The 21481-nt window shown below is 62.2% G+C and carries 18 protein-coding genes; 11 read left to right on the top strand and 7 right to left on the bottom strand.

Annotated elements, in window-relative coordinates:
- Positions 1–241: 241 nt before the first annotated feature.
- The 3 genes from gyrB to dnaA all read right to left on the bottom strand — a co-directional run bounded on the left by gyrB (position 242) and on the right by dnaA (position 5629).
- The gene (gyrB, locus tag ABC383_RS14325; protein ID WP_413014821.1) at positions 242–2740 is read right to left on the bottom strand and encodes a DNA topoisomerase (ATP-hydrolyzing) subunit B; all 2499 of its coding nucleotides are present in this window, start codon (positions 2738–2740) and stop codon (positions 242–244) included.
- A 172-nt stretch (positions 2741–2912) separates the two neighbouring features.
- Positions 2913–4019: a DNA polymerase III subunit beta gene (dnaN, locus tag ABC383_RS14320; protein ID WP_413014820.1), complete on the bottom strand. Its 1107-nt coding sequence runs from the start codon at positions 4017–4019 to the stop codon at positions 2913–2915.
- A 209-nt stretch (positions 4020–4228) separates the two neighbouring features.
- Positions 4229–5629, bottom strand: coding sequence for a chromosomal replication initiator protein DnaA (dnaA, locus tag ABC383_RS14315; RefSeq protein ID WP_413014819.1), 1401 nt, complete (start codon positions 5627–5629; stop codon positions 4229–4231).
- Positions 5630–6000: 371 nt separating this feature from the next.
- Here dnaA and rpmH point away from each other — a divergent pair, with 371 nt between their 5' ends.
- The 9 genes from rpmH (at position 6001) to ABC383_RS14270 (ending at position 13309) form a co-directional block, all read left to right on the top strand.
- Entirely contained in the window at positions 6001–6135 is a 135-nt protein-coding gene (gene rpmH / locus ABC383_RS14310) for a 50S ribosomal protein L34 (RefSeq protein WP_011872825.1), read from the top strand.
- Between the two features lie 27 nt (positions 6136–6162).
- On the top strand, positions 6163–6552 hold the full coding sequence (rnpA, locus tag ABC383_RS14305; RefSeq protein ID WP_194714411.1) for a ribonuclease P protein component: 390 nt from the start codon (positions 6163–6165) through the stop codon (positions 6550–6552).
- Positions 6549–6779 carry a membrane protein insertion efficiency factor YidD gene (gene yidD, locus ABC383_RS14300; RefSeq protein ID WP_413014818.1) on the top strand — a complete coding sequence of 77 codons (231 nt, stop codon included), beginning with the start codon at positions 6549–6551 and terminating at the stop codon, positions 6777–6779. The genes rnpA and yidD overlap by 4 nt, the downstream gene beginning before the upstream one ends.
- A gap of 26 nt (positions 6780–6805) precedes the next feature.
- The gene (gene yidC / locus ABC383_RS14295) at positions 6806–8497 is read left to right on the top strand and encodes a membrane protein insertase YidC (RefSeq protein WP_413014817.1); all 1692 of its coding nucleotides are present in this window, start codon (positions 6806–6808) and stop codon (positions 8495–8497) included.
- A gap of 96 nt (positions 8498–8593) precedes the next feature.
- Positions 8594–9982 (top strand): tRNA uridine-5-carboxymethylaminomethyl(34) synthesis GTPase MnmE, encoded by a 1389-nt coding sequence (mnmE, locus tag ABC383_RS14290; RefSeq protein WP_413014816.1) that lies wholly within the window; start codon positions 8594–8596, stop codon positions 9980–9982.
- Between the two features lie 154 nt (positions 9983–10136).
- A complete protein-coding gene (locus tag ABC383_RS14285) occupies positions 10137–10313 on the top strand; it encodes a DUF3606 domain-containing protein (RefSeq protein WP_413014815.1) in 177 nt (58 codons plus the stop codon).
- A 135-nt stretch (positions 10314–10448) separates the two neighbouring features.
- Positions 10449–10616 (top strand): hypothetical protein, encoded by a 168-nt coding sequence (locus tag ABC383_RS14280; protein WP_194714416.1) that lies wholly within the window; start codon positions 10449–10451, stop codon positions 10614–10616.
- Between the two features lie 116 nt (positions 10617–10732).
- Entirely contained in the window at positions 10733–11032 is a 300-nt protein-coding gene (locus ABC383_RS14275) for a hypothetical protein (protein WP_413014814.1), read from the top strand.
- A gap of 393 nt (positions 11033–11425) precedes the next feature.
- Positions 11426–13309 carry an ankyrin repeat domain-containing protein gene (locus ABC383_RS14270; RefSeq protein ID WP_413014813.1) on the top strand — a complete coding sequence of 628 codons (1884 nt, stop codon included), beginning with the start codon at positions 11426–11428 and terminating at the stop codon, positions 13307–13309.
- A 156-nt stretch (positions 13310–13465) separates the two neighbouring features.
- Here the strand turns inward: ABC383_RS14270 and ABC383_RS14265 are convergent, their stop codons facing one another.
- Genes ABC383_RS14265 through ABC383_RS14255 form a run of 3 tightly spaced genes read right to left on the bottom strand, consistent with a single transcriptional unit; the run spans position 13466 to position 17790 of the window.
- Positions 13466–14815 carry an amidase gene (locus ABC383_RS14265; RefSeq protein ID WP_413016372.1) on the bottom strand — a complete coding sequence of 450 codons (1350 nt, stop codon included), beginning with the start codon at positions 14813–14815 and terminating at the stop codon, positions 13466–13468.
- 45 nt (positions 14816–14860) lie between these two features.
- Positions 14861–15655 (bottom strand): sulfite exporter TauE/SafE family protein, encoded by a 795-nt coding sequence (locus tag ABC383_RS14260; protein WP_413014812.1) that lies wholly within the window; start codon positions 15653–15655, stop codon positions 14861–14863.
- Entirely contained in the window at positions 15655–17790 is a 2136-nt protein-coding gene (locus ABC383_RS14255) for a TonB-dependent receptor family protein (RefSeq protein WP_413014811.1), read from the bottom strand. Before ABC383_RS14255 ends, ABC383_RS14260 begins: the two co-directional genes overlap by 1 nt.
- A 145-nt stretch (positions 17791–17935) precedes the next feature.
- Between ABC383_RS14255 and ABC383_RS14250 the strand changes: the two genes are divergently transcribed.
- Together ABC383_RS14250 and ABC383_RS14245 are read left to right on the top strand one after the other, a co-directional pair.
- Complete coding sequence (locus ABC383_RS14250) at positions 17936–18523, top strand: DNA-3-methyladenine glycosylase (RefSeq protein ID WP_413014810.1); 588 nt, start codon at positions 17936–17938, stop codon at positions 18521–18523.
- 143 nt (positions 18524–18666) lie between these two features.
- Entirely contained in the window at positions 18667–20235 is a 1569-nt protein-coding gene (locus tag ABC383_RS14245; protein WP_413014809.1) for a methyl-accepting chemotaxis protein, read from the top strand.
- Positions 20236–20247: 12 nt separating this feature from the next.
- Here ABC383_RS14245 and ABC383_RS14240 read toward each other — a convergent pair whose 3' ends face one another.
- Positions 20248–21252 carry a CAP domain-containing protein gene (locus tag ABC383_RS14240; RefSeq protein WP_413014808.1) on the bottom strand — a complete coding sequence of 335 codons (1005 nt, stop codon included), beginning with the start codon at positions 21250–21252 and terminating at the stop codon, positions 20248–20250.
- Between the last annotated feature and the right edge of the window lie 229 nt (positions 21253–21481).

Genomic DNA, 21481 nt, shown 5'->3' with positions numbered 1-21481 from the left:
CGCACTCCGAAGCTTGTGAACGAGCCTCCCAATGCAGTCCAGACTATATTGTGACGTGTGCGGTCAGGATTGTTTCGTGGCTTGAAAGAACGACGGCCACCTCAATGAGGCGGCCGTCATTATTTACGGAGTCACGGTGGGCTAGACGCCATCAATCTGAGCTATCGAGGCACATCCGCCGATAAATGTCTCAATGGATGCTTCCCAAAATCTCACATTATGGTTCCCGCTACAGAACCCATCAAACGTCGATATTGCCAGCCTGCAGCGCATTCATTTCGATGAATGCGCGGCGCGGCTCGACATCGTCGCCCATCAGGGTGGTGAAGATCTGGTCGGCCGCGATGGCGTCCTCGATCTGCACCTTCAGCAGGCGCCGCACCTTCGGGTCCATCGTGGTTTCCCACAGCTGCTCGGGGTTCATCTCGCCCAGGCCCTTGTAGCGCTGCTTGGACACGCCGCGCTCGGCCTCGTCGCGCAGCCAGGCCATGGCCTGATGGAAGTCGGTGATGGCCGATTCCCTGACCTTCTCGCCGCTGCCCCGGCGCACCAGCGCGCCCGGACCGATCAGGCCGCGGAAGGTGGCCGCCGCCGCCGACAGCACCGCGTAGTCGGGGCTGTCGATGAAGTCGGCATCGATCACGGACACGCGCACATTGCCATGGTGCATGCGCTGGATGCGCAGCATGTGCTTGTCCGACAGTTCATCGGAGCGCACCACCACTTCCACGCTCGGGTCCTTGATCGCGTCGCGCATCGCCTGCGCCGAGGCTTCGGCATCGGCCACGCTGTCTAGCTTCAGGGTGACGCCGGTCATGATGGCCGACAGCGCCGCGCTGTCGATGGCGCGGGTCAGGCGCATGATGATGGCATTGGCGGTGTTGTACTGGCGTACCAGTTCGGCCAGCGCGTCGCCGGTGATGGGCTCGGCATGTTCGGCCGGCACCAGCGCCGCGTCATGCAGCGCGATCTGCATCATGTAGCCGGCTTCCTCGACATCGTCCTTCAGGTAGCGCTCGTCGCGTCCATGCTTGACCTTGTACAGCGGCGGCTGCGCGATATACACATGGCCGCGCTCGACCAGCAGGGGCATCTGCCGGTACAAGAGCGTCAGCAGCAGGGTGCGGATGTGGGCGCCGTCGACGTCGGCATCGGTCATGATGATGATGCGGTGGTAGCGCAGCTTGTCGATGTTGAATTCATCGGCGCCGATCGAGGTGCCCAGCGTGGCGATGAGCGTCGTGATCTGCTCGGACGACAGCATTTTCTCGAAGCGCGCCTTTTCCACGTTCAGCACCTTGCCGCGCAGCGGCAGGATGGCCTGGAACTTGCGGTCGCGGCCCTGCTTGGCCGAGCCGCCCGCCGAGTCGCCCTCGACCACGTAGAGTTCGCACAGCGCCGGGTCCTTTTCCTGGCAGTCGGCCAGCTTGGCCGACAGGCCCAGGCCGTCCATCACGCCTTTCCTGCGGGTCAGGTCGCGCGCCTTGCGCGCCGCCTCGCGGGCACGCGCGGCTTCGACGATCTTGCCGCAGATGATCTTGGCGTCGGCCGGCTTTTCCTGCAGGTAGTCGGCCAGGGTCTTGGCCACGATTTCCTCGACCGGGCCGCGCACCTCGGACGACACCAGCTTGTCCTTGGTCTGCGAGCTGAACTTCGGCTCCGGCACCTTCACCGACAGCACGCAGGTCAGGCCCTCGCGCATGTCGTCGCCGGCGATCTCGACCTTGGCCTTCTTGGCAAAGTCGTTTTCATCGATGTACTTGTTGATCACGCGGGTCATCGCCGCGCGCAGGCCGGTCAGGTGGGTACCGCCGTCGCGCTGCGGGATGTTGTTGGTGAAGCACAGCACCTGCTCGTTGAAGGCGTCGTTCCACTGCATCGACACGTCCACGCTGATGTTGGTGTTCTGGTCCGACAGCCTTTCGCCGGTGGCCTGGAAGATGGTCGGATGCAGCACGTTCTTGGCCTTGTTGATGTACTCGACGAAGCCGCGGGTGCCGCCTTCGAAGGCAAACACTTCCTCCTTGCCGGTGCGCTGGTCCGACAGCCTGATGTGCACGCCGTTGTTCAGGAAGGACAGCTCGCGGATGCGCTTGGCCAGGATGTCGTAATGGAATTCGACATGGGTGAAGATTTCCTCGTCGGCCCAGAAGTGCACCTCGGTGCCGCGCTTGTCGGTCTCGCCGGTGACCCTGATCGGCGACACCAGCACGCCGTCGATGGTTTCGAGTTCGCGGTTCTGCGGCACGCCGCGCACGAACTCCATGTAGTGCTGCTTGCCATCGCGCCGCACGGTCAGCTTCAGCAGCTTGGACAGGCCGTTGACGCAGGACACGCCCACGCCATGCAGGCCGCCCGAGACCTTGTACGAGTTCTGGTCGAACTTGCCGCCGGCATGCAGCTCGGTCATCACGATCTCGGCCGCGCTGCGCTTGGGCTCGTGCTTGTCGTCCCACTTGATGCCGGTGGGGATGCCGCGGCCGTTGTCGGTGATCGAGATCGAATTGTCGGCGTGGATGGTGACGTGAATCTCGGTGCAGTGGCCGGCCAGCGATTCGTCGATGGAATTGTCCAGCACCTCGAACACCAGATGATGCAGGCCGGTACCGTCGGAGGTGTCGCCGATGTACATACCCGGGCGCTTGCGCACGGCTTCCAGGCCTTCCAGGATCTGGATGGAGGATGCGCCGTACTGGTTGGCTTGTGGCTCTTTGGTCGGTTCAGTTGGAATCGCGGACATGGCTGCCTTCTAAAAAACGGATGCTGCTAAAAATCGAAACGGAGTTCAAATGGGGCAGGGGACATGCAGGCAAGGCTTGCATGTCCCGCGACTGCCATCGTGCTGGACAACATGAGGTACTGCGCCCCGCGGCAATCGCGCAGGGCCCCCGGCCGCCGCTTCGCGGCGGTCATCAGATACGCATCGGCATTACGACATACTTGAAATCGGCATTGTCCGGAATCGTGATCAGGGCCGATGAATTGGCGTCGCCGAGCGCGATGTTGACGTTGTCGCATTTAAGGTTGTTGAGGACGTCCAGCAGGTAGCTGACATTGAAGCCGATGTCGATGCTGTCGCCGCCGTAATCGATCTCGAGTTCGTCGACCGCTTCTTCCTGGTCGGCGTTGGTGGAGCTGATCTTCATGCTGCCCGGGCTGATCACGCAGCGCACGCCCTTGAACTTGTCGGAGGTCATGATGGCGGCGCGCTGCAGCGAGCGCAGCAGGCGGTCGCGGTCGATCGTGAAGTCGTTCTTGTAGCCCTTGGGAATGACCCGGGTGTAGTCGGGGAACTTGCCTTCCACCAGCTTGGACACCAGCTCGATGTCGGCAAAGGTCAGCCTGACCTGGTTGCCGGCGATGTCGAGCTGCACCGGCTCGTCGCTCTCTTCGAGCAGGCGCTGCAGTTCGATGATGGTCTTGCGCGGGATGATTACTTCCTGGCGCGGGAATTCCTGGTCGACCTCGACCTGGCAGAACGCCAGCCGGTGGCCGTCGGTGGCGACCGCGATCACGTTCTTGCCGTCGACCACCAGCAGCAGGCCGTTGAGGTAGTAGCGGATGTCCTGCTGGGCCATCGCGAAATGGACCATGTTGAACAGGTGCTTCAGGGTTTTCTGCGGCAGGGTCACGGTGGCGCTGTACTGCTCGGCCTGGGCCACCGTCGGGAACTCCTCGGCGGCCAGGGTCTGCAGCGCGAAGCGCGACTTGCCCGACTGTACCGTCATGCGCTTGTTGGCCAGCGACAGCGCGACATCGTCGCCGTCCGGCAGCGCGCGCAGGATGTCGAGCAGCTTGCGCGCGGCCACCGTGGTGGCGGCAATGTCGCTGCCGCTGCCCACGTTGGCATGGGTGGTGATCTGCACTTCGATATCGGTCGACAGGAAGGACACCCGCTCGCCGTCCTTGCGGATGAGGATATTGGCCAGAATCGGCAGCGTATGCCGACGCTCGACAATACCACTCACGACTTGCAGTGGCCGAAGTAGCGTGTCCCTGTGAGTTTTGACCAATTGCATGGCTTTTCCTTATGGTTGATCAGAATCCTGGTTCTGGTTCGGTTTTGTTGATGCTGCCTATCTCATCTCATGCAGGCGTCGTCTGCATGCACTGCTTGCTGCGTATTTCCGATTGCCGGTTTGTGTTGCGTGTTAAGTGTTGCATGCTGCGTGTTGTCTGCAAGCTGCACTGCCTGCGCCGGCTTATCCACAGCCGCGCAGGCAGCGCGTCAGCCCTTCAATGTCTGCTCCAGCACATGCAGCTCATGGTTGCATTCCGGGCTCTTGCTGCGGTCCGCGGCAATCTTGCGCACCGCATGCAATACCGTGGTGTGGTCGCGTCCGCCAAACAGCTCGCCGATTTCCGGCAGGCTCTTCTGCGTCAGCTCCTTGGCTAGGTACATCGCGATCTGGCGCGGCCGCGCGATGTTGGCCGGCCGCTTCTTCGAATACATGTCGGCGACCTTGATGTTGAAGAAGTCGGCCACCGTCTTCTGGATGTTTTCCACCGAGATCTGGCGGTTTTGCACCGACAGCAGATCCTTCAACGCATCCTTGACCACGTCGATCGTGATTTCCTTGCCGTGGAAGCGCGAGTAGGCCAGGATCTTGCGCAGCGCGCCTTCGAGCTCGCGCACGTTGGAACGCAGGTGCTTGGCCACGAAGAAGGCCACGTCGTCGGACAGGTTGGCGCCCTCCGATGCCGCCTTTTTCAGCAGGATGGCGACCCGCATTTCCAGCTCCGGCGGCTCCACCGCCACGGTGAGACCCGAGTCGAAGCGGGAGATCAGCCGGTCATCCATGCCGGTGATTTCCTTGGGATAGGTATCGCTGGTGATGATGATCTGCTTCTTCGCCGCGATCAGCGCCTCGAATGCATAGAAGAATTCTTCCTGGGTGCGGCTCTTGCCGCCGAAGAATTGAATATCGTCGATCAGCAGCAGGTCCAGCGAGTGGTAATAGCGCTTGAAATCGTCGAAGCCCTTGCGCTGGTAGGCCGTCACCACGTCGCGCACGTACTGTTCCGCATGGATGTAGCGGATGCGCACATTGGCATTCTCGGCCAGCACCTGGTTGCCTATCGCATGGATCAGGTGGGTCTTGCCCAGGCCCACGCCGCCATACAGGAACAGCGGGTTGTAGGAAATGCCCGGATTGTTGGCGACCTGGATCGCCGCCGCCCGCGCCAGCTGGTTGGCCTTACCGGTAACGAAGCTCTCGAAGGTCAGCGCGGTGTTGATCTTGCTCTGCTCGCGGCGCGGGGAGTCGGCCAGGTCGGCCGCCGGCTCGCGCACTTCGGCATCGGACTGCATGCCGTCGCGCTCGCGCGGCGCTACCTGCGAGGTGGTGGTCGGCCCGGCCTGTTCGGCCGCCCGGCGGGCATTGCCCACGCGCGGGTCCAGCACGAATTGCACCTCGATCGGTTCTTCCCAGAACTGCGCCGCCAGCGTGCTGATCCGGCTGGCAAACTGGGTTTTCACCCAGTCCAGCTTGAAACGGTTCGGCGCGGCAATGCGCAGGCGGCCTTCCTCGAAATCGAGCGGGGCGAGCGGCTTGATCCAGGCACTGAACTGCTGAGGCGTCAGTTCCTGCTCCAGCTGCGCGGAGCAGGTCTGCCAGAAATTTTCCATGAATCGTCTGATTGAGTAGCGCGGGACCGGTGATGCGATGGCCCAGGCTGCGTTTGTTTATCGCGGGAATGCGGACTTCGAATTGGTGTATTCTACCCGCGACCGCCAAAGTTATCCACAGGCAGGCGATCTGAGCGACTGCCTTGCGCATTTCACCATGCTTATCTATATGAGGCTAAGTGATTGACAAACAAGCGCAAACTGCTGTTTAATCACGGGTTCACTGCCAGCAGCGTCGATGTTGTGGCGGCTGCAGGCTCCGCAAGCGCCTGCTGTGGCTGAAGTCGACGCCAGCGGCGCCGGGGTTGCAGCTTGCGAACTTTCCGCCCTATTTTCTTTTTCCGTATTTCTGCTCAATAGCGAGAACCAACATGAAACGTACTTACCAACCTTCCGTTGTCCGCCGCAAGCGCACCCATGGCTTTCGCGTACGCATGGCAACCCGCGGTGGCCGCGCTGTGCTCAACGCACGTCGCGCCAAGGGCCGCAAGCGCCTCGCCGCCTAAGTCGGCACCTGACTGCTCGCTGCTGGCGTGACCGGCGAACGCCCTCAGGATTACGCACGCGACAAGCGCATCATTAAAACGGATGAGTTCTCATCCGTTTTTCGTTTGCGGCCCGTGCAGCGTACAGCGCATTTCGTGCTGTATACGCGTTCCAATGAACTGGCGCATGCGCGCCTGGGTGTCGTCGTCGCCAAACGCTTCGCGCCGCGCGCGGTCACCCGCAATGCGATCAAGCGCATCACCCGGGAGCTGTTCCGCCAGAGCAAGCTGCCCCCGGTCGACTGCGTGGTCCGGCTTTCCAAGCCGGTCAACACCAAGGCCGGGCCGGCCACCACATCGGCGCTGAAGACCGCGCTGCGCCTGGAAGTCTCCCGCCTGTTCCATCCGCTGCGCCAGCAGGGCGGAGCGCAGCCATGAAGCCCTTGCTGCTGATGTTGCTGCGGGCCTACAAGCTGGGCATCAGCCCGTTCATGGGCCAGAACTGCCGCTTTTATCCCAGTTGTTCCGACTACGCCGCGGAAGCCATCCGCCTGCACGGCCCCGCCCATGGCAGCCTGCTGGCCGCGCGGCGCCTGTGCAAATGCCATCCCTGGCACCCGGGCGGGCTCGATCCGGTTCCCGCGAAATCGTCCGCTCACTCCTGAATTGCTGATTACTGATGAATAAACATATGGATATCAAACGCACCGTCCTGTGGGTTGTATTCTCGATGTCGATGCTGTTGCTTTGGGACAACTGGTTGCGTTACACCGGCAAGCCATCGATGTTCTTCCCGACGGCGACCCAGCAGGCCAAGCCGGCCACCGCCACCGGCACCACCGGCACGCCACCGGCAGCCAACACCGTACCGCAGGCCACGGGCGCAGCCGCCGCGCCGGGCGCCGCAGCAGTGCCTGGCGCCGCACCGGCCGCCGTGCCGAATGCCGCGCCAGCCGCGGTTGCCGGCGAGCGCATCACCATCACCACCGACGTGATGAAAGCGGAAATCGACAGCATCGGCGGCGAACTGCGTCGCCTGGAACTGCTGAAGCACAAGGACACCCAGGACCCGACCAAGAACGTGGTGCTGTTCGATTCCAGCGCGGAACGTACCTACCTCGGCCAGACCGGCCTGATCGGCGGCGCTTTCCCCAACCACCGCACGCCATTCACCGTGCAGCCCGGTCCGCGCACGCTCGACAGCGGCAACGAAGTCAAGCTGGTGCTGACGTCCGAGCAGGGCGGCGTAAAGCTGACCAAGACCTACACCTTCCATCGCGGCGACTACACCATCGACCTGAAGCATGACGTGACCAACGTTTCCGGCGCGCCGGTGTCGCCGTCGCTGTATGAGCAATTGCTGCGCGATGGCGGCGCATTGCCGGGCGATTCCAAGTTTTACAGCACCTTTACAGGCCCGGCTGTCTACACCGAAGCCGACAAGTTCCAGAAGCTGGCCTTCGACAAGATCGGCAGCGGCAAGGACAACCATGCCACCAAGTCCGACAATGGCTGGATCGCGATGGTGCAGCACTACTTCGTCTCGGCCTTCGTGCCGCCGGAAAAGGCGCCGCGCGAGATCTTCACCAAGAAAGTGGACAACAACCTGTATGCCGTCGGCAACATCCTGCCTCTGGGCGCCATCGCGCCGGGCGCGACGGTCAGCATGGACACCAAGCTGTATTCCGGCCCGCAGGAATCGGAAACCCTGGAAAAGGTCGCTCCCGGCCTGGAACTGGTGAAGGACTATGGCTGGCTGACTATCATCGCCAAGCCGATCTTCTGGCTGATGACCCATATCCACAACATCCTGGGCAACTGGGGCTGGACCATCATCGTGCTGACCATCCTGATCAAGCTGGCCTTCTTCCCGCTGTCGGCGGCGAGCTATCGCAGCATGGCCAAGATGAAGCTGGTCACGCCGCGCATGACCGCGATCCGCGAGCGCCACAAGGGCGATCCGCAGAAGATGAACCAGGCGATGATGGAACTGTACAAGACCGAGAAAATCAATCCGCTGGGCGGCTGCCTGCCCATCGTGGTCCAGATCCCGGTCTTCATCGCCCTCTACTGGGTGCTGCTGGCCAGTGTGGAAATGCGCCATGCGCCGTGGCTGGGCTGGATCCACGATCTGGCCGCGCCTGACCCATGGTTCATCCTGCCGGTGCTGATGGCCGTTTCGATGTTCGTCCAGACCAAGCTGAACCCGACGCCGCCGGACCCGGTCCAGGCCAAGGTAATGATGTTCATGCCCATCGTGTTCTCGGTGATGTTCTTCTTCTTCCCGGCCGGCCTGGTGCTGTACTGGGTAGTCAACAACATCCTGTCGATCGCGCAGCAGTGGGTCATCACGCGCAATATCGGGACACCGAAGGCGGCCTGACCTGAGCGCCATGTCGTAGCAGCAAAGGCCCGTGCGCTTCGCCGGGCCTTTTTTCATGGAAACCGAGTAAACCTTCGATAACGCACTATGGAACGCATGAATCCCGACTCGACCCCGATCGCCGCCATCGCCACCGCGCCCGGACGCGGCGGCATCGGCGTGGTGCGGCTCTCCGGCAAACATATCGACACCGTGGCGCGCGCCGTCTGCCGCCTGCCGGAAGGCCGCGCGCTCACGCCACGCCATGCGACCTATCTCGACTTCACCCACGCCGATGGCAGCGTGATCGACCAGGGCCTGGCGATCTGGTTCAAGGCGCCGCATTCCTATACCGGCGAGGATGTGCTGGAACTGCAGGGCCACGGCGGCCCGGTGGTGTTGCAGATGCTGCTGCAGCGCTGCCTGGAAGCCGGGCAGGAGATCGGCCTGCGGCTGGCCCAGCCGGGCGAATTCACCCAGCGTGCCTTCCTCAACGACAAGCTGGACCTGGCGCAGGCCGAGGCGGTAGCCGACCTGATCGAGGCATCGACCGAGGCGGCGGCGAAGTCGGCCTCGCAGTCGCTGTCCGGCGCCTTCTCGAAAGTCATCCGCGGCCTGGTCGACCAGGTGATACACCTGCGCATGCTGGTGGAAGCCACGCTCGACTTTCCGGAAGAGGAAATCGATTTCCTGGAAAAGTCCGACGCCCGCGGCCAGCTGGCAAGGATACGCGAGGCATTGCAGCAGGTATTCGAACAGGCCGCGCAGGGCGCGCTGCTGCGTGACGGCCTGAACGTGGTGCTGGCCGGGCAGCCGAACGTCGGCAAGTCGTCGCTGCTCAATGCGCTGGCGGGGTCTGACGTGGCCATCGTGACCGCTATCGCCGGCACCACCCGCGACCGCGTGACCGAGACCATCCAGATCGAAGGCATCCCGATCAACATCATCGACACCGCCGGCATCCGCGACGCCGCCGACGCCAGCGACGAGGTAGAGCGCATCGGCATCGAACGCACCTGGGGCGCGGTGCGCGACGCCGACGTGATCCTGCACATGCTGGACGCCGGCCGCGGCCCGACCCTGGCCGACGAGCAGATCATGGCCCGGTTCCCGGCCAGCGTGCCGGTGATCCGGCTGTGGAACAAGATCGACCTGTCCGGCCATCGCGCCACGGTGGACCAGATGCCGGACGCCACCCACATCTACCTGTCGGCCACGGACCGCACCGGCCTGAACCTGCTGCGCGCCGAACTGCTGCGCATCGCCGGCTGGCAGCAGACCGGCGAATCCCTCTACCTGGCCCGCGAACGCCACCTGATCGCATTGAAGGCAGCGCGCGAGCACCTCGACATCGCAGCCGAGCTGGCGGCGCAGAACGACCAGGCGCTGGACCTGTTCGCGGAAGAGCTGCGGCTGGCGCAGGACAGGTTGAACAGCATCACGGGCGCGTTCACGTCGGACGATTTGCTGGGGGTGATCTTCAGCAGGTTCTGCATCGGAAAGTAGGAGGCCAGGCCGCCGAGGGCCTGCCGGCAGCGTCCATGCGCTTCTTCCGGTGATCATGCTCAAGAAGGGTGCATTAAGAGGCGGCCTTTCCTTGGTATCGTGCAGGCGCATTGCTACCATGAACTTGTCTTTTTAATCACGACATGGAGGCATCATGGCAGACAATCTGAATGACCGCGGCCCACAGGATCGCTCACGCGTCAACGTCAACGAGGAATGGGAGCTGCAATACTGGAGCAAGAAATTCGGCGTCAGCGCAGAGCAGTTGAGAGACGCCGTCAAGGCGGTCGGCACGTCGGCCGACGCGGTCGGTAAGCATCTCGGGAAGTGAACGTTTCAGGGTGTCTGACAGACACCCTGCAAGCGTTTGACGGCACGCATGCTGCGCTGCGACACCCGGAACCGCGCGTTTGACTTCTTGTCCATCCACTACCGCGTTATTCAACGCATTACTTGGAGAAAGAAGATGAAAAAAATTGCTGCGGTTCTACTCGTCATGGTAATGACCGGCTGCTCCAGCATGGGCATGAACTCCTCCGGCCGATCGGGCGCAGGCATGGGCGCCAGTGGCGTCGACAACCGTAATTCGGTGATCGATCCCAATGGTCAGCTCAACATTTACCACGGCGGCTGATTGGCTTGACGGGAACGGACAGGCAATCGGTATAACTGTGTGACTCAGCGTACCGATGGATTGTCGCTCGACAGTTAAGCTGTCTGTTCCCATTATCAAAACCCAAGGAGAGCCCCATGAACAAGTTACTGACCCTGCTGACCGCCTGCCTTTTTGCTGCAACTGCACCGGCCTTTGCCGCCGACGCCGCCAAGCAGGATGCGAAAGCGCACAAGGAAATGGCAGAGGGCGACTACAAGGCCGCCAAGGAAAAAGCCGAGGGCGATGAGAAGGCTGCCAAGGAAGCCTGCAAGAAGCTGAGCGGCGCCGATGAGCGCGCTTGCAAGAAGGACGCGGATGCCGCGGCGAAAAAAGCCAAGGCCGACGCCAAGGCGCAATATGACCACGCCAAGGCCGATGCCAAGGCAATGAAGTAAGCACCCGATTCGCATTGCGGAAAAGCCGCCGTTCACACGGCGGCTTTTTTCATTGACGCTCACATTCGCCCCAGCATCCGTGGCACGCCATTGGCGCGAAGACCATGCAGCAAAGCGATGATTGCCATGGAAGACGGCAACAATGCCGGCATGGATCCTCCTGATGGCACTCGGCATCATGGCGATGCATCACAACAGCATCGCACGATAGTCCCATTAGTCTCGGCCCCTACTGCGCCGCTGGCTGGAACCCTGTCGCCCTGTTCATTACCCATCTGACGCTACGGCGAATTTGTTCCCTGCAAATAGCAGTCTTCGACAAGCGACCAGTCCATCGGGGCAAACAATTGAAGTTTTCCTTCCAAGCGGCTACATCCTATCTTTCCAAAAAACATGTCCGTCCAATCGTGTGAGTCTATAAAACGGGGAAGCGCCACGCCGGCAACCCATGATCATGGTCCAAGTAAATTGGCAGGAAAGAGCAGACCTGCCTTATCGGAAAGACCTGCAGACCAGACGAATAGCCTTCTCGATCAGTGCGGCACGAAACCGACATCATCCCTCTTTATTTCACCGACGGCAGCATCCAGACCGAAACTCATCGAGACGTTCATGCAGGCTCTGCTTGAATTAGCGGCTTATTTCAAGGCGAACCAATGTGCACTTTTCCTGCTTGAACATGGCGCATCCGCAATTGTTTCGGGTAACGGAAAAAGAGCGACCCCATTGGCAATTGCCTTCAAAACGAAAAATATCGAATTGATTGACGGTATTTTTCAACACACCGACAAAACTGGGTTTCAAAAAGCTTTCGATAAAATCCTGGAAAATTCCAGCTACAGAAATACAATTGAACAGGCGCTCGCCTCGCCAGTTCTTTATGGGATAAACAACATATTTTCCAGCGCTTTAAAAAAAGCCGTAAACGAAGGAAATACTGTTTTGATCTCGAGGTTCTTGACTTTACCAAGGTTGAGCGACAAGGCTCTATTAGAGAATTTGGATGAATTCACCAAAAATAAATTACTTTTCCTTTCCCTGAGCGAGAATAAACCAGCTATAAGCCGTTGTCTTATCGAGGCTGGCGCCAGCCTCTCTCAAAGAAATGAACAATGCCACACGCCTCTATGGCACGCCATCGCAACAGGGCAGCAGGAAATCGCTTGTCTTTTGATCGATAATTCCATTCAAAAGCATGAAAAAACGATGGCCATAGACTGGGAGACACTGTCACATGCCATTGATTATCAACAAGATTTAGTAATAAATTACATTCTCGAAAAGGCAAAAATTCAGGGAGAATTTTCAGACAAGATTAAAAATGTTTTAAAAAATAAATATGGACAAATCGTCAAGATTCTTAAGAAAACGATGGGAGAAGAAAACTCTGCAATTGCTTCCGCGCTTATCTATTCCTGCTTGGGAGACAAGTTTAAAAAAATAGAAATGCAAAGAGAATGGCAATTTCTTCTCTCTCGAGTGGCGAAAAACGAAAAATCTGACATTATCTATACATTATTTGAAAGTTTTTTATTGCCTGTGAATAATCCACCAGGCGTGCTCTCTGTGGATAAAAAGAAGACTTCGCCACTCATGTATGCCATTAATAATGGTCACATCGAAGCCGCACGGTTGCTGATCAACGCCGGAGTTGACTTGTCTCACGAGGATGATTTTGGAAAAACGGCGTTGCTGGTTGCAATAAAAAAACGGAATCCGGAAATTGCTGAATTATTAATTGAAAAGAGCAATCCAATCAAATTGAGCACACCAAATAGAAAATATGCCTTGTATGTATTGACGAAAGCAATCCAAAATAGCCTTGATATCACAAAGAAGCTTCTTGAACGCCTCCCGCAAGACCTTCCTGCTGACGAGCCGACAAACACGCCTTGGGTTCACCCTCTGGAACGTCGCCCCAAAAAAGACCCTGTTACTGTTTCAGACTTCGTTGCCGAAGCATTAAAAGCAGGAAAGCCCAGTCTCAGGGACGTGTTCGTTCTCTTTCAATTCGTCTTGGAACAGTCCGGAAAAGGAAACGAGCGAAACGAGACGATCGCCCTGGAGCTTGCCAGGTACATCAGGGAAAATTACAAACAGTTTTCCGATGACCCGACGAGCGATTTGGACGAAGAACTGGATGCGCAAAACGATCCTGAATTCGCCAGGTATTTGAAAGCGGTGGACAATTTCGTCGCGCGCAGGGAATCTGCTGCCAGTCTGGTTTCCACCCTGGGCCGGGTTTTATCGTCAGCGGGCGGGAATCTCACTTCCTGAGGAAAGAGCGCTTGTCATTGCCTGGCTTGCTTTCGAGCAAGAAACAAGGCCGCCGCGGTGTTTTCCAGAGACGGGAGTCACCCGACGCCTGCCATGGCCTCCGCGCGCAGGGAGCCCGTGAGTTGCCAGTACCCCTTCGGAGATACACGACAGGCGTTAAAAGCCGCCCCGCAGGCAATTCTCGATTGCCATCCCCAGCGCCAGCACATCCCGGTCGCGTCCCCCCGCAGCCGCCAGCATCAAGCCCACCGGCGCCGTCGCGGCTTCCTGGCAGGGCAACGACAGCGCGCAGCCGTCCAGGAAGTTGATGAAGGTCGGATTGCGCAGGATGAGCGCATTGGTCCGGTAATAGGCCTCATCCTCGGTCAATTCGGCAAGCGTAGGTGCGATGATCGGCACAGTCGGCATCAGCAGCGCGTCGTAGCCGGCAATACGCTCTTCCAGCGAAGCGATCCAGCGCAGGCGCGCATCCAGCAGTTCCAGCAGGTCGGACGCCGTCATGCTCTGGCCGCGGCGGATACGCGACAACACCCGCGGATCGTAGTGGTCGCCAGCGCGTTCGATCAGTGCGCGATGCCAGGTCCAGGCTTCGGCCGAGCTCAGGCCGCCGGTGGCATTGATCGATGCCAGTTCATCGAACTCCGGCACGACGATTTCTTCCAGCACGGCGCCGGCCGCCGACAGGCGCGACAGCGTGGCCCGGAACGAGGCTGCGACATGGCTGTCCATGCCGTCCTGGACGATGTTGGTGGGCACGGCCAGGCGCATGCCGGCCAGCCGCGCCGGCTTGGGCAAGGGCTGGGCGTGGCCGGCCAGGATCGCATCGAGCTGCGCGCAGCAGGCGACGCTGGCGGCGATCGGGCCAATCGAGTCGAGCCGGGTTGCCAGCGGCAATGCGCCGGTCAGCGGCACCCGGCGCGCGGTTGGCTTGAAGCCGGTCAGGCCGCACAGCGCGGCCGGGATGCGCACCGAGCCGCCGGTGTCGGTGCCGATGGCGGCCACGGCCATCTGGTCCGTCACCGACACCGCCGCGCCGGACGAGGAGCCGCCGGGAATGCGGCCGGTGGCCCGGTCCCACGGGTTGCGCGGCGTGCCGTAATGCGGGTTCAGACCCAGGCCAGAATAGGCGAATTCGGTCATGTTGGTGCGGCCGACGATCACTGCGCCAGCCGCCAGCAGGCGCTGCACGATGACCGCGTGTTCCGTCGCGGCCGGCGCGCCCTGCAGCGCCACCGAGCCGGCCAGCGTGGTGTCGCCGGTGACGTCGAACAGGTCCTTGACCGAGATCGGCAGGCCGTCGATCGGCGAGTGGGCCAGTCCGGCGCCGCGCAGCAGGTCCGAAGCCTGGGCCGCGGCGCGCGCCTGCGCCGAATACACCTTGGTAAACACCCGCACGCCTTCGCCGGCCGGGTCGGCGATGTGCGCCAGCGCGGCATCGGTCAGTTGCAGCGAGGTGGCGCGTCCTTCATCGAGCGCGGTGCGCAGTTCAGCCAGGGTGGGAATCATCATCGTTCCATGTCAGTGGTTGGAGTCGGCCGCGGCCTGCCGTGGTTACCAGTAGGTCAGCAGCATCTTGGTTGCCAGCACATAGAGCAGCAGGGCGAAAATTCGTTTCAGGGCCAGCACCGGCAGCCGGTGCGTCATGCGGGCGCCGAACGGCGCGGTCAGCACGCTGCCGCTGACCAGCCCGGCCAGCGCCGGCAGGAAGATGAAGCCCATCGACCACGGCGGCAGCTGGGCGATGCCCCAGCCCGATGCCAGGTAGCCCAGCGTGCCCACCATGGCCACCGGGATGCCCAGCAGCGCTGCGGTGCCGATCGCGGTGCGCAGCGGCACGCCGCACCAGAGCATGAAAGGCACGTTGAGGAAGGCGCCGCCGGCCGATACCAGGCCGCAGATGGTGCCGATGGCCAGGCCGGCGAGGAACAGCGGCAGCGGTCCCGGCAGCGGCCGGTGCGCGGCCGGCTTGCGGTTGAGCAGCATCTGGGTGGCGCCGGCATAGACGATCACGGCGAAGGCCAGCGCCAGGTGGCGCTGGGAAATCCAGCCGGCGGCGAGCGTCGACAGCAGGCTGCCGGTGACCATGCCGGGCGCCATGCGCTTGAAGATCGAGGTGTCGATGCCGCCAAGACGCCAGTGCTCGCGCACGCTGGAAGCGGAGGTGAAGACGATGGACGCCATCGCCGTACCCAGCGCCAGATGCACGATATGGTCGGGCGCATAGCCCTGCAGGGTGAAGATGGCCGCCAGCACCGGCACCAGCGTCATGCCGCCGCCGATGCCGAGGAGGCCTGCCAGCACGCCCACCAGCGCGCCGGCACCCAGGTAAACCGCGAACCAGGCCATCAGAACTGGCTGCGCAGGCCGACGAACAGGCGGCGGCCGGGCGCCGGCTCGTAGAAGCGACCGTTGCCGTCATTGACGATGACCGAGCCGGCATACTGTCGATCGAACAGGTTGTCGACGCGGCCGAACAGGTAGAAACGGGCGGCGGCGGTGCGGAACTCCTTGCCCAGGCGCAGGTTGAAGGCGGTATAGCCGGGCGCGGCTTCCGAGTTGATGTCATTGACCCAGGTCTTGCTCTCGGCGCGCATTTCAACCGCCAGGGTGGTGGCTTCGGCGACGCGGGTTTCGGCCTGCGCATACAGCGCATGGCGCGGCACGCCGGGCAGGCGGTTGCCGGAGGCCACGTTCTGCCTGGCGCCGGCGGCGGTGGTGCTGGTGAAGTCGCTGTCGAAGCGGGCGTCCAGCAGGGTATAGGCCAGGCGGGTGGTGACTTGCTCCCAGTCGGCCTTCCAGCCGACTTCGATGCCGCGCCTCTCGACCCGGTCTGCATTCTGGAACACGGTGCGGCCGCCCGACACCGACTCGGGCACGATTTCATCGCGGCTGCGGGTGGCGAACAGCGCCAGGTCCAGGGTGTGACGGCCGCTGCGCGACTTCATGCCGATCTCGGCCTGGTTGCTCTTGGAAGGCTTCAACTGGAAGTTGGGGCCGGTGGCGGTGCCTGCGCGGTAGGCGCTTTCGGCCAGGGTCGGCGTCTCGAAGCCGGTGCCGAGGTTGCCGTAAAAATTGACATTGTCATTGGCATGCCACACCAGGCCCAGCACAGGGCTGGTGTTGCGATAGGTGACGTCGCCGCTGTCATTGCGGCCATCGCCGGTGTACTTGTCGCTGACCGAGAATTTCACTTCGCTGACCCGCACGCCGGCCTGCGCCTGCCATTGCGGCGAAAACGCCCATTCGATCTGGCCGAAGTAGTCCAGGTTGCGCGCGGTGTCGTCCTCGTTGCGGCGCAGTGCGCCAGGCGTGCCGGCATTGTTGACGAAGCCCTTGCGGGTTTCCTTCAACCGGTCGGCTTCCACGCCCAGCGTCCATTGCAGGGGCATGTCGTTGAGGCGGGTCTTGTGCACCCAGTTCAGGCCGACGCCGCCAAAGCTGCGGTCGAGGTCGACCACGCCGCCGGCCGAAGTGGTGAAGCCGGTCTGCGCGTTGCTTTGATTGCCGGCCATCGACAGGGTCTGGAACACGTCGCGCCGGCCGGCGTAGACGCGCGCATTGATGCGGTCGCTCGGCGACAGGTCATGCTCGACCACGATGCCGGCCTGCTGCTGGTCTATCGTCTTGCGGGTATTGAACTGGATCGCAGCCGGAATCACCTGGCGCGGATTGCTGCCGAAGGCGGACCGGGTCAGCCCCAGCGGGTCCTGCGACAGCGGCTGGTCGAAGCTGTTGAACACGCCGGTGATGCGGGTGGAGGAAGACGGCCGCGCCACCACCTTGGCATTGACCTGGGTCCGCTCCGCGGCGCTATGGTCGCGGTAGCCATCGGTGGTGAAGCGCGACACGTCGAGCAGCGCGCCCAGCGTCTCGCTGCCGCCGCCGACCGACAGGTCGAGATGGCGCTGGTTGTCCGAGCCGATGCCGGCGGCGACGCCGAATTTCGGCGTGGACGACACCGGCGGATCCTGGGTGAACACCTGCAGCACGCCGCCGGCGGCATTGCCGTAGAGCTGGGCCAGCGGTCCGCGCAGCAGTTCGATGCGCTTGGCCGAGGTCAGGCTGATGGACGAAGCCTGGCCCTGGCCATCCGGCATGGTGGCCGGGATGCCGTCGATCAGGATGCGCACGCCGCGCACGCCAAAGGTGGAACGGGTTCCGAAGCCGCGCACCGACAGCTGCAGGTCCTGCGCATAGTTTTCCCGGTTGCGCACCTGCGTGCCCGGCACGGCCGACATCAGTTCTGACAGATTGACCAGCGGCGAACCGAGCCGCATGGGATCGACCTCCACCGCATCGATCGCGCCGGGCACATCGAAGCGCCGCTGCTCGCTGCGGCTGCCGCTGACCACGATCTCGCCCAGGGTGGGATCGGAAGATGTCGCCGTGCTGGTCTGCGCCTGTGCCGGCACGCCGGCCGCTGCTGCGCACAACGACAGGATGGCCAGGAAAATGGTGGTGGGACGCGGACTGATAGGCATGGCTCGAGATTGGCAGGTGGGCAATTTTTTGCGGTCAGACATTCTAACTGCGCAGGGCGGGCACGCAAACTTTTGGTGCATGAACTAACAACACTGGATGCGTGCGTGCAAATCCGGGCTGCGCATTCTATGGCAGCATCACCGGATGTCTGAACACGCAAGCGCTGCTTCGCCAGCCGGAACGCCGTGGCTGCCACGGGCTTTTTTCGATCGCGACACCGAGCTGGTGGCCCGCGACCTGCTGGGCTGCCTGCTGGTGCACCGGGTCGACGGCGTCGAACGCGTCGGCAGGATCGTCGAAACCGAAGCCTACCTGGGCGTGGGCGACCTGGCCGCGCATTCCAGCAAGGGCGTCACGCCGCGCACACAGGTAATGTTCGGCCCGCCGGGCCATGCCTATGTCTACCTGATCTACGGCATGCATCACTGCCTCAACATCGTCACCGAGGCCGAAGGGCAGGGCACCGCGGTGCTGCTGCGGGCGCTGGAGCCGGTGCGCAACCTGCACGGCAAGACCAGCGGGCCGGGTCTGCTGTGCAAGGCCATGGGCATAGACCGGCGCCTGAACAGCCACGACTTCTGCAGCCCGACGCTGCATGTGCTGCCGCGGCCGGCAGGCGAGGCGGTTGCGGTGGTGAAGCGGCCCAGGATCGGCGTCGACTATGCCGGCGAGTGGGCGGCACGACCGCTGCGGTTCTACCTGGAAGGCAATAACTACGTGTCACGCAAATAAGACGGCGACCGGGCTGTAACTGTCTTTTACCAACAACACCACGCAAATTGTTACCCATGGTCAATAAATATTGATACAGATCAATTTTTAACATTCGTCGTGGATACGATAATTGCTCACCAGAAATAATTAGGGAGCACGCCATGCGGATGAACCTGCCAGTCACCCAGCGCGAATATGAATTACAGGATGGCCAGGCGATCGTCTCCAAGACCGATACCCACGGCAACATCACTTACGTCAATCACTACTTCATCGAAGTCAGCGGCTTTGCCGAAGAGGAATTGCTGGGCGCCCCGCAAAACCTGGTGCGCCACCCGGACATGCCGGTCGAAGCCTTCGCCGACATGTGGGCGACCCTCAAGGACGACCGTCCCTGGACCGGCCTGGTAAAAAACCGGCGCAAGAATGGCGACCACTACTGGGTACTGGCCAATGTCACGCCAGTGCGCGAAAACGGCTTGACCGTCGGCTACATGTCGGTGCGCGGACGCCCCGACCGGGCCGCGGTCCGGGAAGCCGAGACGGCCTACCGCGCGCTGCGTGAAAACCCGGGCTGCGCACTGATGGTGCGCAATGGCCGCATCGTCCGCAGCGGCTGGCGCGGCCGGCTTGCCGCCCTCGCACGCCTGCGGCTTTCAACCCGCATCGGCCTGGCCATGGGTGCGCTCAACCTGCTTCTGGCCGGCCTGGCGATATCCGGCTGGATGGAGGGCAACGCAGGCTGGCGCATTGGTGCTGAAATCGCCGGCATGGCGATCTGCCTGGGCTTGTGGGCCAGCCTGCATGGCCGCGTCCTTGCGCCGCTGCGCGACGCGGTGCAGGCGGCGCGCGCCATTGCCGGCGGCGACCTGGCGACCAGCTTCAACAGCAGCAATGACGACGAGATGGGCCAGCTGATGCAGGGCCTGCAGCAAATGAACGTGAATCTGCGTTCCATCATCGGCGACGTGCGTGCCGGCATGGATACGATGCTGGTGGGCGCCCGCGAAATCGCCGCCGGCAACATGGACCTGTCCGGCCGCACCGAGGCGCAGGCTTCCAGTCTGGAAGAAACCGCGTCCAGCATGGAGCAGTTCGCTTCCACCGTGAAGCAGAACGCCGGCCATGCGGTCAATGCCAGCGAACTCGCCGGCAAGGCCTGCAGCATTGCCGAGCGCGGCGGCGCGGCGGTCGGCGAGGCAGGCGCCACCATGCAGGAGATCAGCCAGGCGGCGCACCGCATCGTCGACATCATTTCCGTCATCGACGGCATTGCCTTCCAGACCAATATCCTGGCGCTGAACGCGGCGGTGGAAGCGGCCCGCGCCGGCGAACAGGGCCGCGGCTTTGCCGTGGTGGCCTCCGAGGTGCGGGCACTTGCGCAGCGCTCGGCCGCCGCCGCCCAGGAAATCAAGGCGCTGATCGACGACTCGGTCAGCAAGGTGGACAGCGGTACGACCAAGGTTACCCAGGCCCGGCGCACCATGGAGGAAATGACCACGGCCATTACCCATGTCAGCACGCTGATGGCCGAGATCACCGTGGCCAGCAAGGAGCAGAGCCAGGGCATCGACCAGGTCAACCAGGCGGTCAACGACATGGACCAGGTCACCCAGCAGAATGCCGCGCTGGTGGAAGAAGCCGCTGCCGCAGCCGCCAGCCTCCAGGATCAGGCGCGGCGGGTGACGGAAGCGCTGTCGGTATTCAAGGACAGCGGCCGGGCAAGGTAGGACGGTGCGTGACTAGCGGGTGCGGAACGACCATGAACGGTCCACGGCGACGTTGTCGACCGTGCCGGTGAAGCGCACGTCGTAGTCGGTCTGCGGCTGCAGCACGTCGATGGGGATGATCGCGGCGACCGACGGTTCGGCGATTTCCTTGTCGTTGTCGTAGGTCAGCAGCAGGGTGGACAAGGGCGCACGGCCACGCGGATTGATGGTGAAGCTGCTGACCTTGAGCGTGGAAGTGATGTCGGCATGGACGCTGACCGGATAGCCGACTTCGTTGCGGTCCGGCACCGGGTCGGGCTGCTCCTGGTTCGAATAGAACACGGTAGGCAGGTTTTGCTGGCCGCTGAACGGGTAGGTCACCAGGCCGCCATTGCCCAGCCCGCCCTGGTTCAGGGTGCGGGTCGCGAAATTGGTGGTGAAATAGGTGTAGCCGCTGCTGCCGGTGGCAATGCCCGCGCCGGCTTCCAGGAATTTGGGTTCCATGATCACGAAGCGATGATAGATGGCGGTGATCAGTTCCTCGGCGGCGTTGACGCCGCTCCTGTCGCCGGTGGCGGAGATGACTTCGCCAAAGGCGTAATTGCTGGTAGGAAGGGTATAGCCGGCCGACTGCAGGCGCTGGAATACGGTGGCCCCGGTGAAGCCGCGCCGCGTGGACACTTCATCGTGCGTAATGAAATCGTTGATGGCCTGGTAGTTCGAATGCGCCAGCGCCGCCTTGTCCACCTGCGCATTGCGCGCAACGGGCGCCAGGCCCATCTGCTGGCGCCGGAAGTTGAACCAGTTGAAGCCATCGGCTGCCATGTCGCCGGTCTGCCGCGGTGCCCCGGCTTCATTGAGAACGCTGAACGGCGCGCCGCCGTTGCTGACCACGCCATCCGGCTGCAAATTGCCCGTTCGATCCGCGCCGCCGCCATCGCTGCCGCCTCCGCCGCCGCAACCCGTTGCCAGCGCAGCGACCAGAAGAGAGATCAGCCAGGCGCTGGCTTTGCGGTTGAATTGGCGTGGCGTATTCATGGCATTCCTTGAACGAAGTGGGACAGTCGCGTTGTGCCTGTTATGGCAATCAATGTCTGCGGTACATGGCGGCGCAGCGTGGAGGAAAAGGCGCATCTCGGCAACCTGGTCGGCATCCCCATGCCAGACACTTCGACGATGAGTAGCAATCCGCCACGCTATTGCACAACATTATCATGCAGCGCGCTCGCAGCCGGCAGGCGCAGCGCCGGATCTTGACCTGGCTGCA

It is taken from the genome of Noviherbaspirillum phoenicis (assembly GCF_047237965.1).
GTDB lineage: Bacteria > Pseudomonadota > Gammaproteobacteria > Burkholderiales > Burkholderiaceae_D > Noviherbaspirillum_A.
The sequence above is the reverse complement of the archived record's forward strand: the minus strand, read 5'-3'. Positions and strand labels throughout refer to the sequence as shown.

Bases quoted from the DNA above. Each gene is read 5' to 3' on its own strand.
- gyrB (WP_413014821.1), bottom strand. From the start codon at position 2,740: ATGTCCGCGATTCCAACTGAACCGACCAAAGAGCCACAAGCCAACCAG.
- dnaN (WP_413014820.1), bottom strand. From the start codon at position 4,019: ATGCAATTGGTCAAAACTCACAGGGACACGCTACTTCGGCCACTGCAA.
- dnaA (WP_413014819.1), bottom strand. From the start codon at position 5,629: ATGGAAAATTTCTGGCAGACCTGCTCCGCGCAGCTGGAGCAGGAACTG.
- rpmH (WP_011872825.1), top strand. From the start codon at position 6,001: ATGAAACGTACTTACCAACCTTCCGTTGTCCGCCGCAAGCGCACCCAT.
- yidD (WP_413014818.1), top strand. From the start codon at position 6,549: ATGAAGCCCTTGCTGCTGATGTTGCTGCGGGCCTACAAGCTGGGCATC.
- yidC (WP_413014817.1), top strand. From the start codon at position 6,806: ATGGATATCAAACGCACCGTCCTGTGGGTTGTATTCTCGATGTCGATG.
- mnmE (WP_413014816.1), top strand. From the start codon at position 8,594: ATGAATCCCGACTCGACCCCGATCGCCGCCATCGCCACCGCGCCCGGA.
- ABC383_RS14285 (WP_413014815.1), top strand. From the start codon at position 10,137: ATGGCAGACAATCTGAATGACCGCGGCCCACAGGATCGCTCACGCGTC.
- ABC383_RS14280 (WP_194714416.1), top strand. From the start codon at position 10,449: ATGAAAAAAATTGCTGCGGTTCTACTCGTCATGGTAATGACCGGCTGC.
- ABC383_RS14275 (WP_413014814.1), top strand. From the start codon at position 10,733: ATGAACAAGTTACTGACCCTGCTGACCGCCTGCCTTTTTGCTGCAACT.
- ABC383_RS14270 (WP_413014813.1), top strand. From the start codon at position 11,426: ATGTCCGTCCAATCGTGTGAGTCTATAAAACGGGGAAGCGCCACGCCG.
- ABC383_RS14265 (WP_413016372.1), bottom strand. From the start codon at position 14,815: ATGATTCCCACCCTGGCTGAACTGCGCACCGCGCTCGATGAAGGACGC.
- ABC383_RS14260 (WP_413014812.1), bottom strand. From the start codon at position 15,655: ATGGCCTGGTTCGCGGTTTACCTGGGTGCCGGCGCGCTGGTGGGCGTG.
- ABC383_RS14255 (WP_413014811.1), bottom strand. From the start codon at position 17,790: ATGCCTATCAGTCCGCGTCCCACCACCATTTTCCTGGCCATCCTGTCG.
- ABC383_RS14250 (WP_413014810.1), top strand. From the start codon at position 17,936: ATGTCTGAACACGCAAGCGCTGCTTCGCCAGCCGGAACGCCGTGGCTG.
- ABC383_RS14245 (WP_413014809.1), top strand. From the start codon at position 18,667: ATGCGGATGAACCTGCCAGTCACCCAGCGCGAATATGAATTACAGGAT.
- ABC383_RS14240 (WP_413014808.1), bottom strand. From the start codon at position 21,252: ATGAATACGCCACGCCAATTCAACCGCAAAGCCAGCGCCTGGCTGATC.